This window comes from Bradyrhizobium hipponense, assembly GCF_008123965.1.
Lineage (GTDB): Bacteria > Pseudomonadota > Alphaproteobacteria > Rhizobiales > Xanthobacteraceae > Bradyrhizobium > Bradyrhizobium hipponense.
Map to the genome: position 1 here is coordinate 48,190 of NZ_VSTH01000057.1, position 21,586 is coordinate 69,775.

The window sequence follows — 21,586 nt, forward strand, 5'->3', positions numbered from 1 at the left end:
TCCGGGCCTCGATGCCGTCAGCATCGCGGCGCCCCCAAAACCTTGCACAAGGATCAGCTCATGCGGCCTTCGCGACGCGCGTTCGTGAAGTGGATGACGGCAGGTGGCATCTCGGTCAGCCTGTCGCATCTTGCTTCGGCGGCGGGAGCTCCCTTCGCGGCCCACGAGACGCTGCCGGGACGCGGCAAGTTCAATCCCGCGACAAAGGGCGCCGGCCGTGTCGACGGCGTCGCCAAGGTGACCGGCGCAAAGCTTTACGCCTCCGACTTCCGCGCCAATGATCTGCCGGGCTGGCCACAGACCACCTCGCACGCGATCCTGGTGCGCGCCAATGACGCCACGCATGTCTACACCGGCATAGACCTCGCCCGTCTCAAAGGCGCGCTGAAGCCCTCGGTCGTCGTCACCGCCGCCGATCTCGACCGTATCGGCACGCAGGCGCCGGAGTTCTATGCCGGCGACCTGTTCTGCCCGCCCGGCAAGACGCCGCTCTATCTCGGACAGCCGGTCGCGCTCCTGATCTTCGAGACATTCGATAGCTTCGACCAGACCCGCCTCGCCTTGCGCGACGGCTCCTTCGTCAAATTCGGCGAGGAGACCGGACCGGTGATGGCGCCCGACTACGGCTCCTATCGCTTCACGCGCGTGGCAGGTCCCTCCCCCGAGAAGCCGGACGTCTATTCGCCGCTCCAGGCCGGCTGGATCTCGCCCAGGAAGCTGCAGAACGCAGCACTTCCGGTGTGGTCGCCGCTCGCCAAGGAAATGCCGGCCGACTACGCCAGGGCCGCGAAACACGGCGAGCAGATCCGCGCCGAACTCGCCGCGGACGATGCCTCACTGCTGGTTCTCGACCGCGAGTTCGAGACACAGTCGGTCGATCCGATGTTCCTGGAGCCCGAATGCGGGCTCGCCTGGTACTCCGGCAAGGGCGGCAATCTCGAGCTGGTGCTCGGCGTGCAGTCGCCGTACGAGGCGGCGGACTCGCTCGCGTTTCTGCTGGCCAAGGCTGCTGCGCCTTACAAGCCAGCCCATATCAACGCGCAGTTCGCCCATGTCGGCGGCGGCTTCGGCGGCCGCGATCACACGCCGTTCATCCTTTACGTCGCGCTGGCGGCGATCTGCTTTCCCGGAAAACCGGTGCGGCTTGCGCACGACCGCTACCAGCAATTCCAGGGCGGCATCAAGCGCCACCCGATCAAGATGCGCTCGCGCATCGGCATCGACCGTGCCACCGGCATCATCAAAGCCTTCGCCGCCGACCACGTGCTCGACGGCGGCGGCCAAGCCAATTTCTCCGCCAACGTTGCGACCGTCGCCGCCACCGCCGCGATCGGCATCTACGACATCCCCAAGGTCGACGTCACCACGGTCGCGCTGCATTCGCGCGGCGTGACCGCGGGCTCGATGCGCGGCTACGGCGCGCTGCAGACGCTGACCGCGATCGAAGTGCTGATAGACGAGGCGGCGGGCGAGCTCAAGCTCGATCCGATCGAATTCCGCAGGCGCAATGCGCTCAGGCAGAACGGCCGGACCATGACCGGCAACCCCTACATCGTCTCGGTGCGCACGCCCGAAATCCTCGACAGGCTGGAAAAGCATCCGATCTGGCAACAGCGCGCCCAGTTCAAGAGCGCCTCCTCTGACCGTCTGGTCGGCACCGGCGTTGCCTGCGTAACCAAGGACTACGGCGCCGGCGCGGACTGCTCGCTCGGCCGCGTCGAGCTCGGAGCCGACGGCAAGATCGCGATCTTCTGCGATCATGTCGAGATGGGCAACGGCATCGGCACGGCGCTGGCCAACCGCGTCGGGGCCCACCTCGGCGCCATCGCCGACGATGTCTCGATTGCCCGGGTCGATGGCTATGAAATCCTTGGCCTCGTCACCTCAGGCGATCCCTACACGATCGATCAAAAGACCCAGGACGCAGCGCAGAGAAATCCGCGCTGGGTGCCCAGGATCAGTTCGGCGACATCAGCCTCGGTCGGCGCTCATGTCGGCACCCACTCTTCCGCGGAGGCCGCCCGCGTTATCTTCCGCTTTGGCCTGTGGCCCGCGGCACTGGAGCTGTGGCGCATCCCGAAGACGGATTCACGCGCCAGGCGATGGGCGAGCGCGACCTGGCAAAATGGCCAGCTCACGATGCCCGGTCTCGCACCGCTGGCGCTCCCCATGCTCGCGGCAACCGCCCATGCGCGCGGCTTCGTCACCGGTGCGATCGCCCACAGCTTTTCGCGCTGGGCCTGGTCGCGCGCACGCTTTGCCCTATTCGGCGAGCAATACCGCGCCGAGATCGACGCGCTCGCGATCCGCCGCGGCAACGGCAGGTTCGAACGTATCAACCGCAGCAGCGTCAAGTTTCCACCGAGCGACAACAACCGGATCGGCACCGCCTACACCTCCATGTGCGGCGCGCTGGTCCGCGTCGAGATCGAACGCGCCACAGGGAGCTTGCGCATCGCCAAGGCCTACAGCGTTCTTGAATGCGGCACCGCGCTGGTGCCGGAGGTGGTGATGGGCCAGTCCCAGGGCGGCTTCGCCATGGGCGTCGGCTACGCGCTCCTGGAGACCTTGCCGCCGTTCGAAGGCGGACCGGGCGGCGGCGATTGGAATCTCGGGCGCTATCTGGTCGCACGCGGCTCGGATCTGCCGTTGCGCGATCTCGAGATCGAGATGCTGAAGCCGCTGACGCCTGACGAGCCGCCGAAGGGCATGGCTGAAGTCGTGATGGTCCCGATCGTGCCGGCGCTGATCAACGCCATCTTTGATGCCACCGGCCATCGCTTCCGCGCGCTGCCGGTCACCTCAAGCCTATTGAAAGGAGTGCTCGCGTGACGACTCTCAGCCTCACCATCAACGGCCGCAAGCACGGTCCGATGGACGTCCGCGACGACCTCTCGATGAACGATTTTCTGCGCGAGATGCTCGGAATGACCGGCACCAAGTTCGGCTGCGGCGCCGCGCAATGCCTGAGCTGCGCCATCATCGTCGACGCGCCAGACGGCACCAGCACCACCAGCCCGACCTGCGTCGCGCCCGCCGTGAACTTTCACGGCAAGTCGATCCGCACCGTCGAGGGGCATGCAAAAGACGGCGAGCTCTCGGTGCTGCAAAAGGCCTTCATCGAGCATTTCGCTTTTCAATGCGGCTATTGCACCGCCGGCTTCCTGGGCGAAGGCCAGGTGCTGCTCGAACGTTTGTCGCGCAACCCCGTACCGCGCGAGGCGCTGGAGCAGACCATCGCAGACGCGCTCGACGGCCATCTCTGCCGCTGCACCGGCTACATCAAATATCATGAGGCGGTGCGCGACGTGATCCTCGCCGATTCAACCCGCTATCTCATCGCCACCAAGTAAGCATGCCTGGGGGCACACGAGCCATGATCTCCGACGGACCATTCAAGACAATTGCCGTGATCGCGGCGCTCGCGAGCAGCCTGTGCGCGGCCTACGCGGCCTCGGAGACGACGACCCCTGCGCTGGCTTCGCCCGAGAGTTTTGCGAACATTGGCGAGACCGAGAAGCGCTCGGCGGCGATCTTCACCGAGCTTGGAAAAGTCCTGACGCATCCGCGCTGCACCAACTGTCATCCGGCCGGTGACAGGCCGCACCAGGGCGACAATGCCCGCCTCCATCAGCCGCCGGTCACGCGCGGCGCCGACGGCCATGGGCTCGAGGCGATGCGCTGCAACGCCTGTCACCAGAACGCCAACTTCGAGCCCGGTCGCATGCCCGGCCATCCCGACTGGCATCTTGCCCCACGCGAAATGGCCTGGGAGGGCAAGACCGCCGGCGATATCTGCGAGCAGATCAAAGACCCCGCGCGCAATGGCGGGCGCAAAGTGGAAGACCTGATCGACCATATCGGCAAGGACACCCTCGTCGGCTGGGCCTGGAAGCCCGGCTTCGGCCGCGCACCCGCGCCGGGCACGCAGGAGCAAGCCGGCGCGCTGGTTGAAGCCTGGGCGAAGACGGGGGCTGCCTGTCCGGCGCCGTGAGCGGGTGCTCATAATTCGATTTGGATGATGGCTAGTCTACACGCGCGAGCAGTCATGGTCGGCCCCGCTTAACGAGGCGGCTATGAGACACAAGTAGAACTTCGTCGATCACTGCTGGACGTCCGCGTTGGTGCGGCGAGCGCTTCGAGCCTCACGCCGCGATAGAACGCGGCCACCTCGCGAGTTTAACCTCGTCGGGCTGCCCTTGTTCTTACGGAAACAGCGCCTTTTGAAATGTCAGTATTGATGGCTCGTTACGGCCCTGAAGCAATCCTTATTGCGTCAGCTCACCGAGAGCCTTGCCCAGTGGGCATGCAATGCACCGAGACCGAGGCAATAGTGGCGCGAGCAAGCTCGGGCATGACGTTTTAGGAGATGCTGGCACGGCCTAGAATCTTGACTCGCAGACCCACCCCTTAAGGCGCGAGTGGCTCCGGTCGGACCGCTCGCGCCACCGATGAGCAGCAGCCCAGCTAGGCAGCACGCTTCATGCGTTCGACACTCTGAGTTATGTGGGTTCCGGCATCGTCAGCCACCTTGAGGGACATATCGGCCATCCGACGGCTGGTATCTAACGCGCTACTGATCGTGTCGCGCACGAGATCGGTGTGCACAGCTGCCAGATCGTGAGGAGTTCGGCAGCGCCAGAGCTCATTCATGCGGTCCATGCTGCGCTCCATCTGCTGTCGCACGAAATCGAAGTACTCGCGTGAGACGCCGTTCATGCCTTTGGCGACAGCTGTGGCAGAGTACATTATTGCTTCGGCGTTGCGGGCCGAGCGTTCCGTCGCCCGCTGCGCTTCGTCACCTGTCACACCGAGTGTTCGGCCAAGCTGGTCAGTGGAGCGACCCAACAGCGCCGCGGCCATGTCGACGCCGAGGTGCCAGGTGTTTTGCAGCATCTCGGCATTTTGTTGCAGCAAATGGCTGCTGGCTTGAGCCACCTCCTCGCTGGCCTCAGCCGCAGCTAATCCGATCCGTTTGGTCTGCTCAGCGCTTCTCTCGCCGGCGCGTCGAATTGTATCCTCAGGGGTTTGAGTAGACTTTTCCTCCGGGCGTGGATTGGCCATTTTATTGCTCCATCGATGTTATTGTTGGTGAGGTCGGATCCTGTGCGTATCCGTCACAGGTGCGATCCTACGCAAGCAAACGTGCTCACTTTTCGACCGTTCCGGGGCAAGGCAATTTTAATCCAGCTCCGCGATTGCGTGCAGGAACGAGCGCTTCAACTTCCAATTATTCTATGGATTGGCTCATCTGTTCGGCACCGCTTGCTTCAGGATTTTACCGAACCCGCGTCATCAAGGCTCAAGTGATCGAACCCAAACAGGCGCGAGATCTACATCAGGTGCTGCATCGCTCCGAGCATCTGGTCCCGAATGCCGGACATATGGTGACGTATGCAGATCCTGCTGCCATTGCGCAGGCCGCTAAGTCAGCAGCAAATTCCTCAAGCTGGAGATCTGCGCGCAGATCAAAGACCCCGCGCGCAGGGGCGGGCGCAAGGCGGAAGACCTGATCGACCATATCGGCAAGGACACCCTCGTCGGCTGGGCCTGGAAGCCCGGCTTCGGCCGCTCGCCCGTGCCGGGCACGCAGGAAGAGGCCGGCGCGCTGGTTGAAGCCTGGGCGAAGACCGGGGCTGCGTGCCCGGCGCCGTGACCTTGAAGATGGCGTTTCGGACCGACGTCCTTTGAAGCCGCTTTTGCATGGCCAAGGCCCGAAGCGAATATCACTCCTCCGGCCCCGGCGAGCCGCATTGAACTCGCCAGTTCCGCTCGCCATGTGTGGGAGCACCGCTTGGAGCAAAACAATGAAGAAGCTTCTCACGTGTGTGGCGGCCATGAGCTGCCTGGTCGCCCTCCTCTCCATCGCGCAGGCCCGCTCCGCATTCGACGGCTCTTGGGACCTCGTTTTCGTCACGCAAAGAGGCGCTTGCGATGCGACCTATAATTTCACCGTCAACATCACCAACGGAATAGTTACACATCCGAACTTAGTCAGGTTCAGAGGCTACGTGGCGCGTTCGGGCGCAGTTCGGGCGTCGGTGACAGTCCAGGACAAATTCGCGTCCGGCTCAGGCCGGCTCTCTGGTAATTCTGGCCGCGGGAGGTGGAGTGGCCATTCAGGAAGCGCACGTTGCTCAGGTTATTGGGCTGCGCAGCGAGATTGAGGCACAAACAACCCCTCGCCATGGACGTACCAGTTTGCGCGCGAGGCCCAATGTACGTGCCGGTCGGGTGTCGCGCCAAGCGGATCATCGAAGGCGCCCGCGTGAATGATCACCTCACGGCTGCTGCGCGTCAGACGCGGCATCGGGCGCGTTACTGCTCAACGGGTGTGCCGGCCGGGACATGAGCGCCCGACGCAATCCATTGGTCGTAGGTCTGGAACTTCACGCCGAGCATGTCGTACGAAACTCGCAGGTAGCCGTCGCTGCCGCGCAGCACCGCGGATGGCATAATCGTCTGCACTTCCTGCGCCATCACGCCGACATGGGATTTGTTGCCGCCGTTGTAGGTGAAGCGATAGAAGCCGAGGCCGTTTTCGAGGTGACCGATAAGGAAGATGTCGTGCTTGAGCATCATGTCCGATCGCCGGACGACACGCCGGGTGGTCCGCCGTGCGACACCTCGCACGCCGACTACTGGTGCGACGACGGGCCCGACAACAGGTCGGGCGACGCAGCCTGCGCGGTAAACACCAGCGGCACAATAGACAACAGCATTTGCCTCGGGTGTCTCGATGGCCATGGTTGCGGAGAAGGCGGTAATGCCGAGCGCGGCGAGGAGGATCGAGCGCATCATTGTCTCCTTCGTTCAATTGTTGTCAGGGGAGCTTCTCGCAAAAGAATAAAGAATAGGATCAGATTTTCGCCCGGCGAGCAATTGTTCTCCGGGGCGATACCTTCCGCGCCTCAATTCACAGACTATCCCCGCATCGCCAGATTGTGACAGAGATGCAGACTAACTATCGTCGCGCCCACATCGGGCGGCCCACACGCGGGGGGCGGCCTGCTCAACATCTGGTCTTCGCTGTCGTGCGCCTTCTCATGTCAGTCAATGACAATTCAACACTTCAGATCAGCAAGTCATGAGGCGCAGGTACAATGGCATGATGCGTACCATGGTCGCCGTGGTTGGCCGCGTGTTCGTCCAGTGCATTGGGGGGTGTTTTGACGATGATATCGAGGTCCGCGTCCTGGTCGGGCGGAACGTGCGTATCGAGCGGATTATTGTGCTCTTTAGGCTCGACCGCGACGAGAGTGGAAGGAGTAGCCTCGCTATCGAAGTGGAACACTAGTTCTTGTTTCACGCCGCCCGTTTCGGACGCTGCTTTAGCCGGCTGTGCGGCTTGTAATGCGATTGCAGCAGGTGGCGCAACCCGCTGCGAGTTTCCGTCTCCGGCGTTATCTCCGCTTGCGAAGCTCGGTTCGACAATGTCGGCTGCTGCGGTGGCGTTTGCAGAGGTTGAGGGCAAATCGTGCCCCGAATTGCCGTGCTCCGCGACGGCCGGTTCTGCCGTCTTCACTGCCGCTGACGCGCTCGCAGCGTCCGAAGCCGGGGCGCGATGCTCGGCGCCATTGCCGACCCCGTTGCCCGGTATGGGTCCAGCTTCAGTCAGCTCCGCCGCTGCCGCCTTTGCAGATCCTGGCTCCGAAGCGTTACCCTGGTCCGTTTTACCGGCCGTTTCGACGCTCTCGGCTACTTCCGGTGCGTTTGCAGAGGTTGAGTGCCCCGAGTTGCTGTGATCCACGCCGTCTGGTTCTACCGTCTTCGCTGACCCTGGCGAACCGTCCGAAGCCTGGGAATGATGCTCATTGTCATTGCCGACGCCGTTGCCCGGTATGGGTCCAGCTTCAGTCAGCTCCGCCGCTGCCGCCTTTGCAGATCCTGGCTCCGAAGCGTGCTGCGAGTTACCCCGGTCCGTTTTACCGGCCGTTTCGACGCTCTCGGCTCCCTCCGGTGCGTTTGCAGAGGTTGAGTGCCCCGAGTTGCTGTGATCCACGCCGTCTGGTTCTACCGTCTTCGCTGACCCTGGCGAACCGTCCGAAGCCTGGGAATGATGCTCGTTGTCATTGCCGACGCCGTTGCCCGATATGGACTTCGCTTCGGCCGGCTCTGTGGCCGCCTTTGCAGGTCCTGGCTCCGAAGCGTGCTGGTTACCCCGGTCCGTTTTACCGGCCGTTTCGACGCTCTCGGCCACTTCCGGTGCGTTTGCAGCGGTTGAGTGCCCCGAGTTGCTGTGTTCCACACCGTCTGGTTCTGCCATCTTCGCTGACCCTGGCGAACCGTCCGAAGCCTGGGAATGATGCTCGTTGTCGTTGCCGACGCCGTTGCCCGGTATGGATTTCGCTTCGGCCGGCTCTGTGGCCGCCTTTGCAGATCCTGGCTCCGAAGCGTGCTGGTTACCCCGGTCCGCTTTACCGGCCGTTTCGACGCTCTCGGCTGCTTCCGGTGCGTTTGCAGAGGTTGAGTGTCCCGAGTTGCTGTGATCCACGCGGTCTGGTTCTGCCGTCTTCGCTGACCCTGGCGAACCGTCCGAAGCCTGGGAATGATGCTCATTGTCATTGCCGACGCCGTTGCCCGGTATGGACTTCGCTTCGGCCGGCTCTGTGGCCGCCTTTGCAGACCCTGGCTCCGAAGCGTGCTGCGAGTTATCGCGGTCCGCATTGGCGGCCGTTGCGGCGCCCGGGTTGACGGTCTCGTTCTGCTGGGTCGACAAAACGCCGGTGTCCGCATTGATCGGCTCACTCTTCGATGTGAGACTTTCAACTGCCGGAACCGTCGCGCTATGAGCAAGCGCGATTGATGATACGTGAGCCGGCAAGCCAGACGCACCAGCGCTCTCTTCCGTCGCATCCGCCGAATCGCTCGTGAAGGTTCTGGACCTCGTCGACGCCCCCAAGCCGGTCCGAGTCTCCCCGAATTGGAACCTCAAGCCGTCGTCGGCCAGAACGGTCCAAACTCCAGCCGTCCCAATTGTGCTCTCGCTCGTATCGACAATGGCGTGGATCTTGTCCGTACTCAGAACAGTCTCATCGGTTGCGATCGCCGATATCAGCGCTGCTTCGAGCTGCTCCAAGGTGGTGGCGACAGCCCCGCCATCTGGCTCGGAGACGACAGCCGCCTCCGTAATGGCTAAAATGCCCTGCAGGTGGATTTCCAGCAGGGCGCGATCCCCGATATCAAGGACATGATCGGTCGCATTCACATAGACGATCGTTTGATTGCTTGCGGAGTTGTAGACCCATGCGAGTGTATGTGGCGGTATAGACTTGCTTGCCGCTGTCATATGCAGCCAGGCAAGCGCTCCGAAAGCCGCAAGATTGATCCTGCTCGGCCCAGATGCGAAATCGAAGACAGAGTCGGAAGAGGTAGACTTGGAATCGATCGGTGAGCGATAAACAACGTTTTCAACGTTGCCACCTATCAGTTGATCGCGGCTATATCCGCCAATACTGGCATCGTGACCAAAGTCCAATACGCCAAGAGGTTTTTGGAGGTTGTCACCCGCATCGTCTGGGCCCATTTGGCCCCGACCGCCTTCTTGAGCAACGTTGTCGTTTCCAGTGGTCACAACGGTGGAAGACAGGCGGAAATCGTGCGAAAGGAAACCTGGGGCTGGATTGTCTGCATGATTGGCGCCGGCATGGGTGATCGCGGCCAGTTTTGTGGTCGCATTCTCTCCGGTGACGGCCAGGAAGCTGTCGATCGACGCTTGACCCTGGTCATGCGACTGCACGGCGAGATGGGGGTCGTTCAGTGCGTAGATCAACGCACCAGCGAGAGTGGCGAAGGTGCCATACCCTCCGTGAAGCGACATCGGATTGGAAGTAAGCCGCGGGAATTGGTGTTCTGGGGCCGGGTCGTCTCCGATCTGTGTGTCGTTTGTTCCTCGCAGTAAAGGTGCAGGAAGATTGGGTGCGCTCGATCCAACGGGACCGTAGTGTTTCCACGGTTTCAAGCCTACGGATTGCTCGGCCGCGCGCAGCGCTTCCATTGCCGCTGCCGGGTTCGTGATTTGGCTCGCCTTGGCGAAAAAGTCTCTCTGGGTGAGCGTGGGCGTCTCGCCGGATTCCCAGACGATGAGGTGCCGGAGAATAGCTTTTTTCCAGGGCTCATACTCGGCGTGCTCGCCCGCGTGGTCGATGCTGTTGTCATCCGGAAAGATGTCGTTCGATTCCGACGCCTTGAGTTCGTCCGCAATTGCGAACGCCAGGAAGGCCAGCGAGAGCGTGCCGAAGCCGGAGGGGCGTTGCAACAATGCGATGGTCGCGAGCACAGTCCTGTTGGTGATCTCAAGCTTCTGGAAAATATTGTGCAGGTGGACTTTGACTGTCCCTTGGGAAAGGTTTAGCTGGCGTGCGATCTCCTTGTTCGACATTCCTTCCGACACGAGTCGTGCAATTTGACCTTCCCGGTGCGTCAATAGCTCCAGCATCTTTTCAATTTTGCCGCCGCCGTCCGCTTCCTTGCCGGTTGGCGAGAGATCGGACTGCTCCGACTGCTCCAGCGACAGACCGCTCTTCGTCATCAGCCTCAGCGATCGCAGCATAGTAGCTGGAGAGGCATACTTCGAAATTGCGCTGCAAGCGCCGGCAGCGATAGCTGCAGTCAGATCGTGGTCGATGTCGGACTCGGTAAAGAACACCAGGCGCGTTGAAAGCTTCTCAGCTTTCACAATCGCGAGGATCTCGGAGACCGTCAGATCTGGCAGGGAGTCGGCAATAAGCGCGAGGTCGGGTGTCAAATTCCGAATTGCTTCGAGGCAGCTTGTCCCATCGCTGGACGATGCGACAACGTCGAAGTCCGGCTGTGTCCCGAGTACCGACTTCAGTCCCTGTAGAACGATCGGTTGTCGATCGACGATCACAAGTCGGATGCGGTTGAGTATGCCCTGCTTGGCAGACACGTCTAACATGGACTCAGCCCCGGCCCGGCCATTTATGTCCTTCGGCATATGGCCGCGGCCGGTTGAGGGATATTAAAATACAATTAATCGATTGGAGAAAGGGGTTTGGCGAGGTTAACCCGACCTAAATCTCAGGTTTGGACGGCATGGTGAATATGTCCTTTGACCCGATGGCCGTTGCGGTTGATTGGCTCGATGCCTACCGCGCGGGCGATATCGAAGCGATCCTGGAAATGTATGCCGAAGATGCCGTGGTTCACTGCGGCTGCGGCGGCGTCAAAACCATTACTGGCCGCCAGGCACTTCGTGCCTATTGGCTCGATCGCCTCCGAGAATATCCGGCAGGCACGTTGGACGATCTCAATCACTCCGACGGCGGAACCATTATCTCTTACGTCACCAGTACTGGTGTCATGAGTGCGCTTTTTGCGTTTGACGCCACCGGGAGGATTAAGGAGCTAGACTGCAGTCCCTCGCACTAGGCCCGCGGCGCGATGCACGGCTGGTATGGGGTCACCTGCTGACATTGCCGGGTGCGACGCATGAGCCCCGCCTTCCGCAACAACGGACACCACGAATTTATGAGCACACACCTCAGGCCCGCCGCATCAACTTGAGCGACGCGGCAAGGCGCAGGCTGCGCTTGCCCGCGAGCGCGATGCCTTCGAGCTCGCCGCTCTCCGCCGTACAGGTCCCGGAGAAGCCGATCCCGACCTCATAGCCGCCGAAGACGGAGCTCTCGCCTTTCGCCGGCGTGTGCTCCTGGTTGAGCATCTCGCCCTTCCAGCGGCCGTCCGCCGAGGAATAGGAGCCGAGATAGTAGAAGAACGCGTCGCCGCCGAGGATGCGGCCGTCCATCAGCAGCACCACGCCGGAGCTGGCCGCACGGAGCAGAGGACGGCCGCGCCGAAGAATCCTGCTTTGAACAGGCTCCTGAACTCTTCGGAAAGCGTCCTTGGCTTTACGAAGATCACTCGTCTTCCACAAACAAGCCCTCGCCATGGACCTACCAGTTTGCGCGCGATGCCCAATGGACGTGCCGGTCGGGTGTCGCGCCAAGCGGATCATCGAAGGCGCCCGCGTGAATGATCACCTCACGGCCGCTGCGCGTCAGATGCGGCATCGGGCTGCCGCACTGTTTGCAGAAGGCAGTTGCAAAACTGCGAGCCTGCGGGAGGTCGAACCGAGCGACCGAACACTCGCCACTAAGCCAGCGAAAGGCCCATGCTTTCACGATGACCTCGCACGAATGAGCGGTGCCGGTCGCTTTGCGGCAGCGTGAGCAGTGGCAATTCAGGAAACGCTCGAACGGGCCATTGACCTCGAACGCGACCTTGCCGCAGATGCAGCTTCCCCGATGCGTCGCCGCCATCATCGCCTCCTTACAGATCGATGCACTCTCTAAACTGTTTGCGGAAACAATGGCCGGAAAAACGACCGTTGATAACGAATGAAGCAGCGTGTTTCTTTTGCGAACGCTACAGCCTTCTGAACGTCTGGATCGGCGGCCGCCCCACGCGAAATGGCCTGGGAGGGAAAGACCGTCGGCGAGATCTGCACGCAGATCAAAGACCCGCGCGCAATAGCGGGCGCTAGGTGGAAGACCTGATCGACCATACCGGCAAGGACACCCTCGTCGGCCGGGCCTGGAAGCCCGGCTTCGGCCGTGCACCCGTGCCGGGCACGCAGGAGCAGGCCGGCGCGCTGGTCGAAGCCCGGGTGAAGACCGGGGCGGCGTGTCCGGCTCCCTAGAGCAATTCGATTTGGACGGACGGCCGCTCTACACTTGCGAGCAGACATGATCGGCCCGCGTTGACGCATCGGCTAGGGGCCAAAAGGCGACACGAACTCGACTAGCGATTGGCCTCAATTCAACTTATCTTCCGCCCATGAACGATTGCTGTTGTGCTCCGCCGCCCCTCAACTTGGGCGCAAACAAGAAACGGGATGCCGCTTACCGCCGGGTGCTGTGGGCTGTGCTGGTGATCAATGCCGCAATGTTTGCGGTTGAGGTCGTCGCGGGCCTCGCTGCTGGATCGGCGTCGTTACAAGCTGACTCCCTCGACTTCTTAGGTGACGCTGCGAACTATGCCATAAGCCTGCTCGTAGTCGGCATGGCACTCCGCTATCGCGCTGCTGCTGCCCTCGCGAAGGGCGCTACAATGGCCGCCTTCGGTGTATGGGTCATCGCAACAGTCGTCTGGCATTCGCTACACGGAACCCTCCCAAGCGCATTTGCTATGGGCACGGTTGGAGTTGCGGCTCTGGCTGCCAACGCCGCTTCATTTGGTCTGCTTTGGGCGTACCGTCATGGTGACTCCAACATGCGATCCGCGTGGATTTGCACCCGTAACGATGTGCTTGGGAACCTCGCCGTCTTATTGGCAGCCGCTGGCGTGTTCGGGACAGGCACAGGGTGGCCCGACGTGATCGTGGCCGCGATCATGGCAGCGCTTGCGATTCAGGGTGCTGTGTTAGTCGTCCGCCAAGCCGTCGGAGAGCTGCGCGTAGGCCGGCTGGCAGCAGCCGAATAAATCCTATTGCCAAGGCTAATGTCCCTGTCGGGTCAAAAGCGGCGGTCGAAGCAAGCGCGGCTCAACGTCCGGTTTATCGGCGACCACCGACGTCACGATCACTTAAGCGCTTTTCGGTTTAGGGCCAGCAGCGTTGCATAGCCAGAGGGCGATGCCCCAGGACCGGCGCTGGGGTGATCTGTGTTAGGCTTCTTCAACACATGGTTAGTCTTGGCGGAGGCGATTGTGAGGCGACGTGACTTCATCGCGCTCCTCGGCGGCGCGGCGGCAATCCGACCACTCGGCGCGCATCCGGAGCGTCCGCCAGAGCGCATCCTCTATTTCACATACTCCGCCGGCTACCGGCATGATGTCATACCGCTTTCTAAGGTAATCCTGACCCGGCTCGGAAGCAATTCGGGTGTCTTCGAAGTCACTGCAACGGAAGACACGTCTGAATTTTCTACCGAAAACCTCGAGCGCTACGCAGCGGTGATGTTCTACACAACCGGAGAACTTCCGATGAGCGACGCGCAAAAGAGAGCTCTCCTCAACTTTGTACGCTCGGGCCGCGGGTTTCTCGGTGTTCATTCGGCGACGGACACATTCTACACTTGGCCGGACTATCTCGATCTGGTCGGCGGCTACTTTAATGGTCATCCTTGGCATCAGTCCGTGAAGATCGAGGTGGTTGATCCTGGCGATCCCCTGGTGGCTTTTCTCGGGAATTCGTTGCAAGTCGAGGACGAGATCTACCAAATCAGCGACTTCGACTATCGTGGATCACGCGTGCTCCTGCGCCTCGACCCAAGCTCGGTGGACCTTGGCAAGACCGGCGTACATCAACGATTCTATGGCTGGCCTCTCACCTGGACCCGATACTATGGCGAGGGACGAGTATTCTATTCGGCGCTAGGCCACGAGCCGTCAGTTTGGCAGGACGACCGCTACCAGCGGATCCTCACGAACGCTATCCTCTGGTCTACGCGAAGGTCGCCCTAGTAGACGCCGCGGAACTTCGCATTTGCGCCACCGCCGGATTCGTAGGCTGGTGTCCGTGCCAGAGGTTCGGACCGTCTTGGTCTGCGACTTCCGCTCCGGGTCGAAAGCGGCGGTCGAGGCAAGTGCAACTCGACGTCCGTTCTACCAGCGACAGCGGACATCACGGTGGCTGAGGCGCTTTTCGGCTAAGGGCCATGAACGGACGAGCACCCACGCATAGATCATTCCGGCATCCCCGCCTGGCGTAGACCTTCGTAAACTCGTTGGCGCTGTGCGACAAATGCCGGCCGATCAGAGGGCTCGACGGCCTTGAACCGGCCTAGCGTGAAGCCTGGATTAAGGCGCTGGAACTCCGCCATCTCGACCCGCGCCGCGGCTTCCTGCCCAGCAAGGGCAAGCGCGCTGGCGAGAAACAAATGGCCGAAGCTGCTTCGCGGATTGAGATCGACGGACTTCCTCAGCCACACGACGGCCTCATCGTCGCGTCCGAGATGAAGATTCGCAACTCCCACGAACAACTGCCACACCGAGAGGGACGAGTCTCGGGGGCTGATCTGGATCGCCTTTTGCACGTGCTCGAATGCCTCCTGCGGTTGCCCAAGGATGACTTTCGTCGCCCCGAGCATCCCATAGCTGTTGGCGAAATTTCGATCGAGAGAGATGGCAGTTTCATACTCTGTCACCGCTTGCTCGAGACGCCCGAATTGATAATGCAGCGTGGCCTTCATATGGTGCGCGAGGGCGCTCTTGGGATCGAGAGTCAACGCCCGCTCGATCGCTTCGCCCGCCTGTCGGAGGTCTTCCTCACGCGACGGGCTGAAACGAGAGTTGAAAAGAAACGTGCCGGCTAGGCCTTCCCAGGCCGGCGCCATATTGGCGTCGAGCCGAATCGTCTCCTGGAAAAGTCGGCGTGCCTCCGACAGGTCGTCTCCCTGGCGAGTTCTATTCATGATGGCGGTGCCGCGCATCACGAGATCCATCGCGTTGGGATTGTTCGGCCGCTGACGCAGTGCCCGGTGACCTTCAGCCTCGACGAGCTCCAGGCTCAGTGTTCGCGCAATTCGCGCGGTGATTTCGTTTTGCATCTGGAAAAGATCGCCCCGCTGGTAGTCGAAGCGATCGGCCCACAGATGAGCGCCGGTCTCGCCGTCAATGAGCTGGGCATTGACCCGCACTTGGTTCGCGGAACGGCGAACGCTGCCTTCGAGCACGTAGCGCACACCCAACTCCCGACTCACTTGCTTCGCGTCGGTCGGTTTGCCCTTGTAGGTAAACGCCGTGTTTCGCGAGATAACAAAGCTACCCGAGATGCGCGACAGATCGGTCGTCAGGTCCTCGGTCAAGCCATCAGCGAAATAGTCCTGCTCGGGGTCGTTCGACAGGTTCGCAAACGGCAGAACGACGATCGACAGCCGGGGAGCCGATGCTTCAGCCGGGGCTGCAGAATTGCTCGTTCCAGGAGGTGCGGTCACACCGATCCGAGCGGGCGGCGGGGTTCTTCCAAGTTGCCACCACAGGCCGGCGCAAACGACCACCAGCGCGACGCCCGCCGCTACAATACCAGCGCGCAAAGCGCGACTTGGTAAGCGGACGGCAGCCATAGGCGCGGCTATTGGCGCCGCATAATTGTCGAAATTGACGCCAAATACCCGGACGGGGCGAGCGATGTTCTTTACGCTGTGCTCGCCGCGATCTTCGAAGGTTAGGCTGGGTAACCTGTCGCGTACCTGATCGTGCACAGCCTGCGATACGCACACCTCGCCCGGTTCAGCAAGAGCCTCCAGCCGTGCCGCCACATTGACGCCCTCACCATAAACGTCGCCTTCATCGACGATGATGTCGCCAAGATTGATCCCGACGCGAAAGACTATGCGTTTGTCCGGCTGCAGATCGCGGTTGCGCGCAAACATGGCCTGCTGGACCTCGACCGCACACTGCACCGCCTCGACGACGCTCGGAAACTCGGCCAACATGCCATCGCCAGTCGTCTTGACGATGCGGCCTTGATGCTGGGCGATCTTCGGATCGATCAGCTCGCGGCGATGTGCCTTGAGACGCGCGAGAGTTCCTTCCTCGTCCGCCCCCATCAGCCGGCTGTAGCCGGCAATGTCAGCAGCCAGGATTGCCGCAAGCTTACGCTCGACGCGGTTGCGCACGCCCGATACCATGGGAGCCTCCGCGCGGGGCATTCTAGAACGTTCTTGTCCCGGCCGCAGCAAACTTGACGCGCCATCGGGTGCCTGGTCTGAGCGCAGGGCGGTGTTTAGCTTCTGGAGGCACCAAGTTCCCAAAGGTCGGCACGGCGATGTTCAGGCTTGAGTATCCAACACCGCAGAGGGAGTTTTCTCTGGATCACTTAGGTCAGGTTTGGGTCAAAACGCGAAAAACTCAACGTGAGCAAATTCAGTCCGCTATGCTTCATTGAACGGACCTCGATGAGGCGCGCTGCCACTTCGCTGATGGGCCACAACCCGACATATGCGGTGCAGCGATAACCGGCTTTGCCGTTGGAAAGCCTGATCCTTCTTGAGCTTATGCTCCGATTGCGCGGAGCGCCTTATAGCCCGCGGCAACCGACGCCATAGATTTAATTCCTCCGTCCACGAGCGCTTTAATCACTTCCTGCAGCGACATTAATACAACTTCGACTCCTGACGCCTCTTCCAACTCGTCAAGGCGTTGCCTGCCTGTCAGCACACATCCGCTCGCAAGGAAAATATGCACTAGATTCGAATTCTTGGTTGAATCGTCAAAGCAAGTTCCGAGGTCGATCATGTCGCTCGGCGAATAGCCGGTCTCTTCTTCAAGCTCCCGCGCTGCTGCCGTCACCGGTGATTCCGACTGAAAGGTGCCGGCCGGGAATTCCAAGGTGATTGCCTGCACGCCATGCTTATACTGCCGAACGAGGATAACATTGTTTTCTCTTGTGAGCGGGACCGCAATAGCCACATTAGGCCGCCGCCAACAAAGTAGTCGTCAACAACGCGCCCATTGGGCAATTTAACGGTGTCTCGCCGGAGCTTATACCAGCGGTGGTCGGATGCCATTTCGCTCGACAGTAGTGTGAATCAAGAAACCTTCTTCGCTGGTGAGATGGACATCAGGACTTGGCCCGTACCCGTGCTTCGTGGGACCAAGCTCGATTTTCCACTGGTCTAAATCCGATCGCTTGTCAAAACTTGGCAGCCCCATCGTTCCCCGCGTGCACTGTCACGGTGGAAACCTTCTTTGCCGCTTCTAGCAGCAGAGCGGCCCACTACAGTGCGTTCAATTTCGCGTCGTCTGAATTGCCGGTGCACGTAAAGCCGCCGCATCCGCCACGTGGGGCACGCGGTCATCGCAGGCTCGTCCGTAAATGCCTCAACCCCAGTCAATCGGCCAACTGAGCAGTTCGGCTTGGCGTCAGAAGGCAACATCAACTGCTAGGTGTGATATGAGGACGCTCTGGAAATTGCCTTGTGGGATGAGGCTTTCGATGCTCGATCGATTGACAAATAACTTGTGGCCTTGGCTCTTAGTTCTGGTCATCATTTGTTTACCGTCTTAGGCACAGTCGGACGCGACGAACACGTGGAAGCAGAAGATTCGGCTTCAATTAAAGTCCCATGCGCAGTTTCCACCAGAGGCGTGCGGTCGGAGCGGCGAACCTAAGTTGACTTTCGCTCTTGATCATTCAGGCAAAGTGATTTCTAGCAAGCTCATGAGCGGGTCAGGCGTCACTGCGATTTGATGCCGCCGCTTTGGCCGCCGTGAACAGAGCTCAACCATTTCCGCCAGCTCCTCCCGAAGCCTCGGACAACGACCTGAACTTCGAAGTCGTGCTTGTATTCCAGAAGCCAGTTGGTGTTTCGGAGCAAGACTTTAAGCGGAGTTGTGATCTCCTTCGTGATGAGATCAATCTTCCCAACCGAATAAAGGGCGTGTGCCGTGGCTGCTAACACGTCGGCCGAGTCGCTCAGGGGCGCATTTGCCCCTTGCAGTAGAGCTGTATGGCGGACACACAGTTGGACATGCCGTGGCATCTCCGCTGCGGGTCTCTCGCCAACACGGCCGCGGCCGATGCATGAGGCCCGCTTCACACAAGAAACGGACATCCGCATTTGTGAGCACACGCCTCAAGCCCGCCGCATCAGCTTGAGCGAGGCCGCAAGGCGCAGGCTGCGCTTGCCAGCGAGCGCGATGCCTTCGAGCTCGCCGCTATCGGCGGTGCAAGTTCCGGAGAAGCCGATCCCGACCTCATAGCCGCCGAAGACGGGGTTCTCGCCCTTCGCCGGAGTGTGCTCCTGGTTGAGCAATTCGCCCTTCCAGCGGCCGTCCGCCGAGGAATAGGAGCCGAGATAGTAGAAGAACGCGTCGCCGCCGAGGATGCGGCCGTCCTTCAGAAGCATCACGCCGGAGAGCCCGGCATCGACGCCATCGAGCGCACGCAGATTGATCGCATAGAGCCCGTTGACGATCGCGCCTGGCCCGATCGTTCCACGCGGCGGCAGCGCCTCATCGTCGAGCGGGGTGAGGTTTGCCCAGAACACGCTATCGGGCATCGGATCGGCCTTGCCCTCGAACAGGATCGTCGATCCCTCCGCCCTGCCCTGCACCTTGATCGCAGCGACGTCGGCGCCCATCAGCGGCTTGAAATTGGGATCGTCATTGTGGCGCTCGGTGATGACTTCGGCTTCGATCACACCGCCCCTGACCACGTAGGTCCCGAGATGCGCGAAAGCGGAATTGCCGCCCAGCATCCTGCCATTGTGCATGCACATGATGCTGCGGCCGAAGGCGCCGTTGATGCCGTATTCAACTTTGTAAAGTCCGTCCAGCAACGCAATAAACCTGCAAAATCAAAAAGAATCGTGAGTGACCTAGCACTGCTGCTGCACGGAGGCCATCCGACTTTTCCGCGCAGGAGCCGATGCCGGGACCTTCCGCGCCATGATGCCATCATGCTCCTGCTTTGCCCGACGGAGCAACAATTTCGCCAAATCCGTAAGATGCGATTTCAACACCTCAGCTATTTCAGCGCCTTAGCTACTGTGCATGGGGTTGTTTTCGCGTTTTCGTTTGCCGCGCCCGGACTGCGTTCATCAGGCGCTAGCTAGTGACGCTTGAAATACTGCACCTCGCGCTCGTGCTTCTCGGCTGCCGCACGGCTCTTGAAGGTGCCGAGGTTGCGGCGCTTGCCGGTCTTGGGGTTCACCTTGCGTGAGTAGAGGCGGTATTCGCCGGATGCCAGTTTGCGGATCATGGATGCGCTCCTGCCGTGCTTTCGGAATCAACCCGCTTCGCGCGAGGTCTGTTCCATCTCGGCCTGGCGGCCGGCTAGAAGCACAGCGTGGTGACGAGCTTGCCCTGCTTGTCCTTGATCGCATAGGGGCAGCGCAGCCGCTCCAGCGCCTTCTTGGCGTCATCGTCGCCAAGCGCTGCGGCGCGCTCGTAATAGGCCTTCGCGGCGTCCTTGTCCCTCGCTCCCCCGCGGCCTTCCTGCGCGAAGGCGCCCATCCGCTCCAGCGCGCCGGGATGGTTTTGCGCCGCGGCCTTCTCGAACAGCGCGCGCGCCGCGACGTCGTCCTTGGCGCCGCCGGTGCCGTCGGAGAGCATGAGGCCGAGCTGGTACTGCGCCTCCGCATTGGTTTCGGCGGCCTTGCCCAGCAGCGCGCGGGCTTGTGCAGGATCGGCGCCGCCGGCACCGCCGAGCGCCGCAAGATTGCTGACGCCGCGGGGATTGCCGGCCTGCGCCGCCTTCTCGAACAGTTTTCGTGCCTGCGCCTCGTCCTTCGCGACGCCCGAACCGGTGCCGTAGAGCACGCCGAGTTCGACCATCGCTGCACTCGAGCCCTTGTCAGCCGCCTTGCGCCAGGCGGCGATCGCGTCCGCCGTCTGCCGGTTGGCCGCATAGGCGCGCCCGAGCGCGAACATCGCGCGGCGCGACGACGGCGCGGCCTGCTTGCAGAACTTGATCGCGGTTGAGATGTCGGAGGCTGCGAGCTCCGTCACGCCCCTCACATCGGCCGGCTTGTCGGGATCGCTGGGATCGGCCGCCACCCGATCGCACAGGACGAGGTCGGCCGATTGCGCATGCGCCGACGTCGGCGTTGCAAGGGTGACGATGGCCGGCGTGAAGAGGATGGCGCAGAGAGTGTTTCGCATGGACCTCAAATTGCGTCGCGGTGCCGGCGAATTCAAGGCTCGAGTCCCGATTGCCGCAACACGGGTGCGACCTCGGCAGATGCCAGAAAGCGCAGCAAGCGGTCGGCGGCCGCGGCGTGCTTCGCGTCTGCCACGCGGCCGGCGGAGAACACCGCCGGACTCTGCAGGTCATGCGGGATCGGGCCGATCACCTCGATGCCGTCGACTTGATCCCAACGTAGCGGTCAGGCGCGGTGTATCAGCTTGAGCGCCGCAGTCAGGCGCAGGCTGCGCTTGCCGGCAAGCGCCGTTGCCTCCAGCACGGCCTGGACTTCGTCATAGGTGCCGGAGAAGCCGATGCCGACCTCGTGGCCGCCGAAGACCGGATCGTCCTTGGCCGGCGTGTGCTCCTGATTGAGAATCTGGCCCTTCCAGCGTCCGTTCGCTGCGGTGTAGCTGCCGAGATAGTAGAACGACGCATCTCCACCGAGAATGCGACCCCGGTTCAGCAGCATCACCCCGGTGAGGCCGCCGTCAAGGCCGTCCAGCATGCGCAGATGGATCGAATAGAGGCCGTCGGCAATGCCGCCCTCACCGATACCGCCGGCGATCGGCACCTCGTCCTCCGTGATCGGAGTCATCACCGACTGGAAGGGAACGCCGGGCAGCTCCTTCAGCTCTCCCTTGAAGCGGTAGAGATCGCCGTCCGCCCGGCCCTTTGCGGTCAAGGTCGCATCATCGGTGCCGGCCATGGCGCGATAGTTCGGATCGGGATTATGGCGGACCGTCTTGATCACGATGTCGACAGCGTCGTCGGTCTTCTCGTAGCTGCCGATATGGGCGAAGGCCGAATTGCCGCCGAGCATCTTGCCGTTGCCGGCATGCATCACGCTCCGGCCGACCGCATCGCCGAGCTGAAATCTCACCTTGTAGAAGCCTTCAAACACCAGCCGTCCCCGGCCTTACGCGCATTCGGGCGCAGTCTATCCCGCTTTCGGCCGCGATGGACAAGTTTCGCGCAATCCAGCCCCGCGGACCA

Annotated in this window: 17 protein-coding genes and 3 pseudogenes; 7 read left to right on the forward strand and 13 right to left on the reverse strand. The window is 61.6% G+C overall.

Translation table 11 applies throughout. From position 1 onward, the window contains the following. The first annotated feature begins 60 nt into the window (after window positions 1-60). The 3 genes from FXV83_RS18770 to FXV83_RS18780 are packed head-to-tail and all read left to right on the forward strand — an operon-like array spanning window position 61 to window position 3,994. Window positions 61-2,832, forward strand: coding sequence for a xanthine dehydrogenase family protein molybdopterin-binding subunit (locus FXV83_RS18770; protein WP_148740885.1), 2,772 nt, complete (start codon window positions 61-63; stop codon window positions 2,830-2,832). Continuing rightward, window positions 2,829-3,353, forward strand: coding sequence for a (2Fe-2S)-binding protein (locus FXV83_RS18775; protein WP_148740886.1), 525 nt, complete (start codon window positions 2,829-2,831; stop codon window positions 3,351-3,353). Before FXV83_RS18770 ends, FXV83_RS18775 begins: the two co-directional genes overlap by 4 nt. A gap of 23 nt (window positions 3,354-3,376) precedes the next feature. Continuing rightward, entirely contained in the window at window positions 3,377-3,994 is a 618-nt protein-coding gene (locus FXV83_RS18780; protein WP_148740887.1) for an Isoquinoline 1-oxidoreductase subunit, read from the forward strand. 473 nt (window positions 3,995-4,467) lie between these two features. On the opposite strand, the gene FXV83_RS18785 is transcribed toward FXV83_RS18780, so the two are convergent. The 3 genes from FXV83_RS18785 to FXV83_RS18810 form a co-directional block, all read right to left on the reverse strand. Next, window positions 4,468-5,064, reverse strand: a complete 597-nt coding sequence (locus FXV83_RS18785) for a phasin family protein (RefSeq protein ID WP_148740888.1) — start codon at window positions 5,062-5,064, stop codon at window positions 4,468-4,470. 1,254 nt (window positions 5,065-6,318) lie between these two features. Further along, entirely contained in the window at window positions 6,319-6,798 is a 480-nt protein-coding gene (locus FXV83_RS45150) for a tail fiber domain-containing protein (RefSeq protein WP_187435996.1), read from the reverse strand. 274 nt (window positions 6,799-7,072) lie between these two features. Further along, window positions 7,073-10,918, reverse strand: coding sequence for a LuxR C-terminal-related transcriptional regulator (locus FXV83_RS18810; protein ID WP_148740890.1), 3,846 nt, complete (start codon window positions 10,916-10,918; stop codon window positions 7,073-7,075). A 146-nt stretch (window positions 10,919-11,064) separates the two neighbouring features. Here FXV83_RS18810 and FXV83_RS18815 point away from each other — a divergent pair, with 146 nt between their 5' ends. Then, the gene (locus FXV83_RS18815) at window positions 11,065-11,391 is read left to right on the forward strand and encodes a nuclear transport factor 2 family protein (protein ID WP_148740939.1); all 327 of its coding nucleotides are present in this window, start codon (window positions 11,065-11,067) and stop codon (window positions 11,389-11,391) included. A gap of 112 nt (window positions 11,392-11,503) precedes the next feature. Here the strand turns inward: FXV83_RS18815 and FXV83_RS18820 are convergent. Together FXV83_RS18820 and FXV83_RS18825 are read right to left on the reverse strand one after the other, a co-directional pair. Further along, window positions 11,504-11,794, reverse strand: a pseudogene (locus FXV83_RS18820) (GrlR family regulatory protein); the annotation flags it as partial. Window positions 11,795-11,915: 121 nt separating this feature from the next. Then, entirely contained in the window at window positions 11,916-12,284 is a 369-nt protein-coding gene (locus tag FXV83_RS18825; RefSeq protein ID WP_235939842.1) for a GFA family protein, read from the reverse strand. Between the two features lie 221 nt (window positions 12,285-12,505). Here FXV83_RS18825 and FXV83_RS45440 point away from each other — a divergent pair, with 221 nt between their 5' ends. The 3 genes from FXV83_RS45440 (at window position 12,506) to FXV83_RS18845 (ending at window position 14,424) form a co-directional block, all read left to right on the forward strand. Then, on the forward strand, window positions 12,506-12,661 hold the full coding sequence (locus FXV83_RS45440; RefSeq protein ID WP_235939850.1) for a hypothetical protein: 156 nt from the start codon (window positions 12,506-12,508) through the stop codon (window positions 12,659-12,661). 137 nt (window positions 12,662-12,798) lie between these two features. Next, complete coding sequence (locus FXV83_RS18840; protein ID WP_148740893.1) at window positions 12,799-13,443, forward strand: cation efflux transmembrane domain-containing protein; 645 nt, start codon at window positions 12,799-12,801, stop codon at window positions 13,441-13,443. A gap of 180 nt (window positions 13,444-13,623) precedes the next feature. Further along, window positions 13,624-14,424: a ThuA domain-containing protein gene (locus FXV83_RS18845; RefSeq protein WP_235939854.1), complete on the forward strand. Its 801-nt coding sequence runs from the start codon at window positions 13,624-13,626 to the stop codon at window positions 14,422-14,424. 221 nt (window positions 14,425-14,645) lie between these two features. On the opposite strand, the gene FXV83_RS18850 is transcribed toward FXV83_RS18845, so the two are convergent. The 8 genes and pseudogenes from FXV83_RS18850 to FXV83_RS18880 form a co-directional block, all read right to left on the reverse strand. Further along, complete coding sequence (locus FXV83_RS18850) at window positions 14,646-16,592, reverse strand: adenylate/guanylate cyclase domain-containing protein (protein ID WP_148740894.1); 1,947 nt, start codon at window positions 16,590-16,592, stop codon at window positions 14,646-14,648. Window positions 16,593-16,956: 364 nt separating this feature from the next. Next, the gene (locus FXV83_RS18855; RefSeq protein ID WP_148740895.1) at window positions 16,957-17,373 is read right to left on the reverse strand and encodes an NUDIX hydrolase; all 417 of its coding nucleotides are present in this window, start codon (window positions 17,371-17,373) and stop codon (window positions 16,957-16,959) included. Window positions 17,374-17,399: 26 nt separating this feature from the next. Then, window positions 17,400-17,483 (reverse strand): annotated as a pseudogene (locus FXV83_RS45670) (hypothetical protein); the annotation flags it as partial. Window positions 17,484-18,539: 1,056 nt separating this feature from the next. Then, entirely contained in the window at window positions 18,540-19,244 is a 705-nt protein-coding gene (locus FXV83_RS18860; protein WP_148740896.1) for a GrlR family regulatory protein, read from the reverse strand. Between the two features lie 272 nt (window positions 19,245-19,516). Next, window positions 19,517-19,666, reverse strand: coding sequence for a hypothetical protein (locus FXV83_RS18865; protein WP_007609497.1), 150 nt, complete (start codon window positions 19,664-19,666; stop codon window positions 19,517-19,519). 74 nt (window positions 19,667-19,740) lie between these two features. Next, window positions 19,741-20,568, reverse strand: coding sequence for a tetratricopeptide repeat protein (locus tag FXV83_RS18870; protein WP_148740897.1), 828 nt, complete (start codon window positions 20,566-20,568; stop codon window positions 19,741-19,743). A 32-nt stretch (window positions 20,569-20,600) separates the two neighbouring features. Continuing rightward, window positions 20,601-20,777: pseudogene (locus FXV83_RS18875) on the reverse strand (substrate-binding domain-containing protein); the annotation flags it as partial. 15 nt (window positions 20,778-20,792) lie between these two features. Then, window positions 20,793-21,494, reverse strand: coding sequence for a GrlR family regulatory protein (locus tag FXV83_RS18880; protein ID WP_148740898.1), 702 nt, complete (start codon window positions 21,492-21,494; stop codon window positions 20,793-20,795). Window positions 21,495-21,586: the final 92 nt, after the last annotated feature.

Bases quoted from the DNA above. Each gene is read 5' to 3' on its own strand.
- FXV83_RS18770 (WP_148740885.1), top strand. From the start codon at position 61: ATGCGGCCTTCGCGACGCGCGTTCGTGAAGTGGATGACGGCAGGTGGC.
- FXV83_RS18780 (WP_148740887.1), top strand. From the start codon at position 3,377: ATGATCTCCGACGGACCATTCAAGACAATTGCCGTGATCGCGGCGCTC.
- FXV83_RS18785 (WP_148740888.1), bottom strand. From the start codon at position 5,064: ATGGCCAATCCACGCCCGGAGGAAAAGTCTACTCAAACCCCTGAGGAT.
- FXV83_RS45150 (WP_187435996.1), bottom strand. From the start codon at position 6,798: ATGCGCTCGATCCTCCTCGCCGCGCTCGGCATTACCGCCTTCTCCGCA.
- FXV83_RS18810 (WP_148740890.1), bottom strand. From the start codon at position 10,918: ATGTTAGACGTGTCTGCCAAGCAGGGCATACTCAACCGCATCCGACTT.
- FXV83_RS18815 (WP_148740939.1), top strand. From the start codon at position 11,065: ATGTCCTTTGACCCGATGGCCGTTGCGGTTGATTGGCTCGATGCCTAC.
- FXV83_RS18825 (WP_235939842.1), bottom strand. From the start codon at position 12,284: ATGATGGCGGCGACGCATCGGGGAAGCTGCATCTGCGGCAAGGTCGCG.
- FXV83_RS18840 (WP_148740893.1), top strand. From the start codon at position 12,799: ATGAACGATTGCTGTTGTGCTCCGCCGCCCCTCAACTTGGGCGCAAAC.
- FXV83_RS18850 (WP_148740894.1), bottom strand. From the start codon at position 16,592: ATGGTATCGGGCGTGCGCAACCGCGTCGAGCGTAAGCTTGCGGCAATC.
- FXV83_RS18865 (WP_007609497.1), bottom strand. From the start codon at position 19,666: ATGATCCGCAAACTGGCATCCGGCGAATACCGCCTCTACTCACGCAAG.
- FXV83_RS18870 (WP_148740897.1), bottom strand. From the start codon at position 20,568: ATGCGAAACACTCTCTGCGCCATCCTCTTCACGCCGGCCATCGTCACC.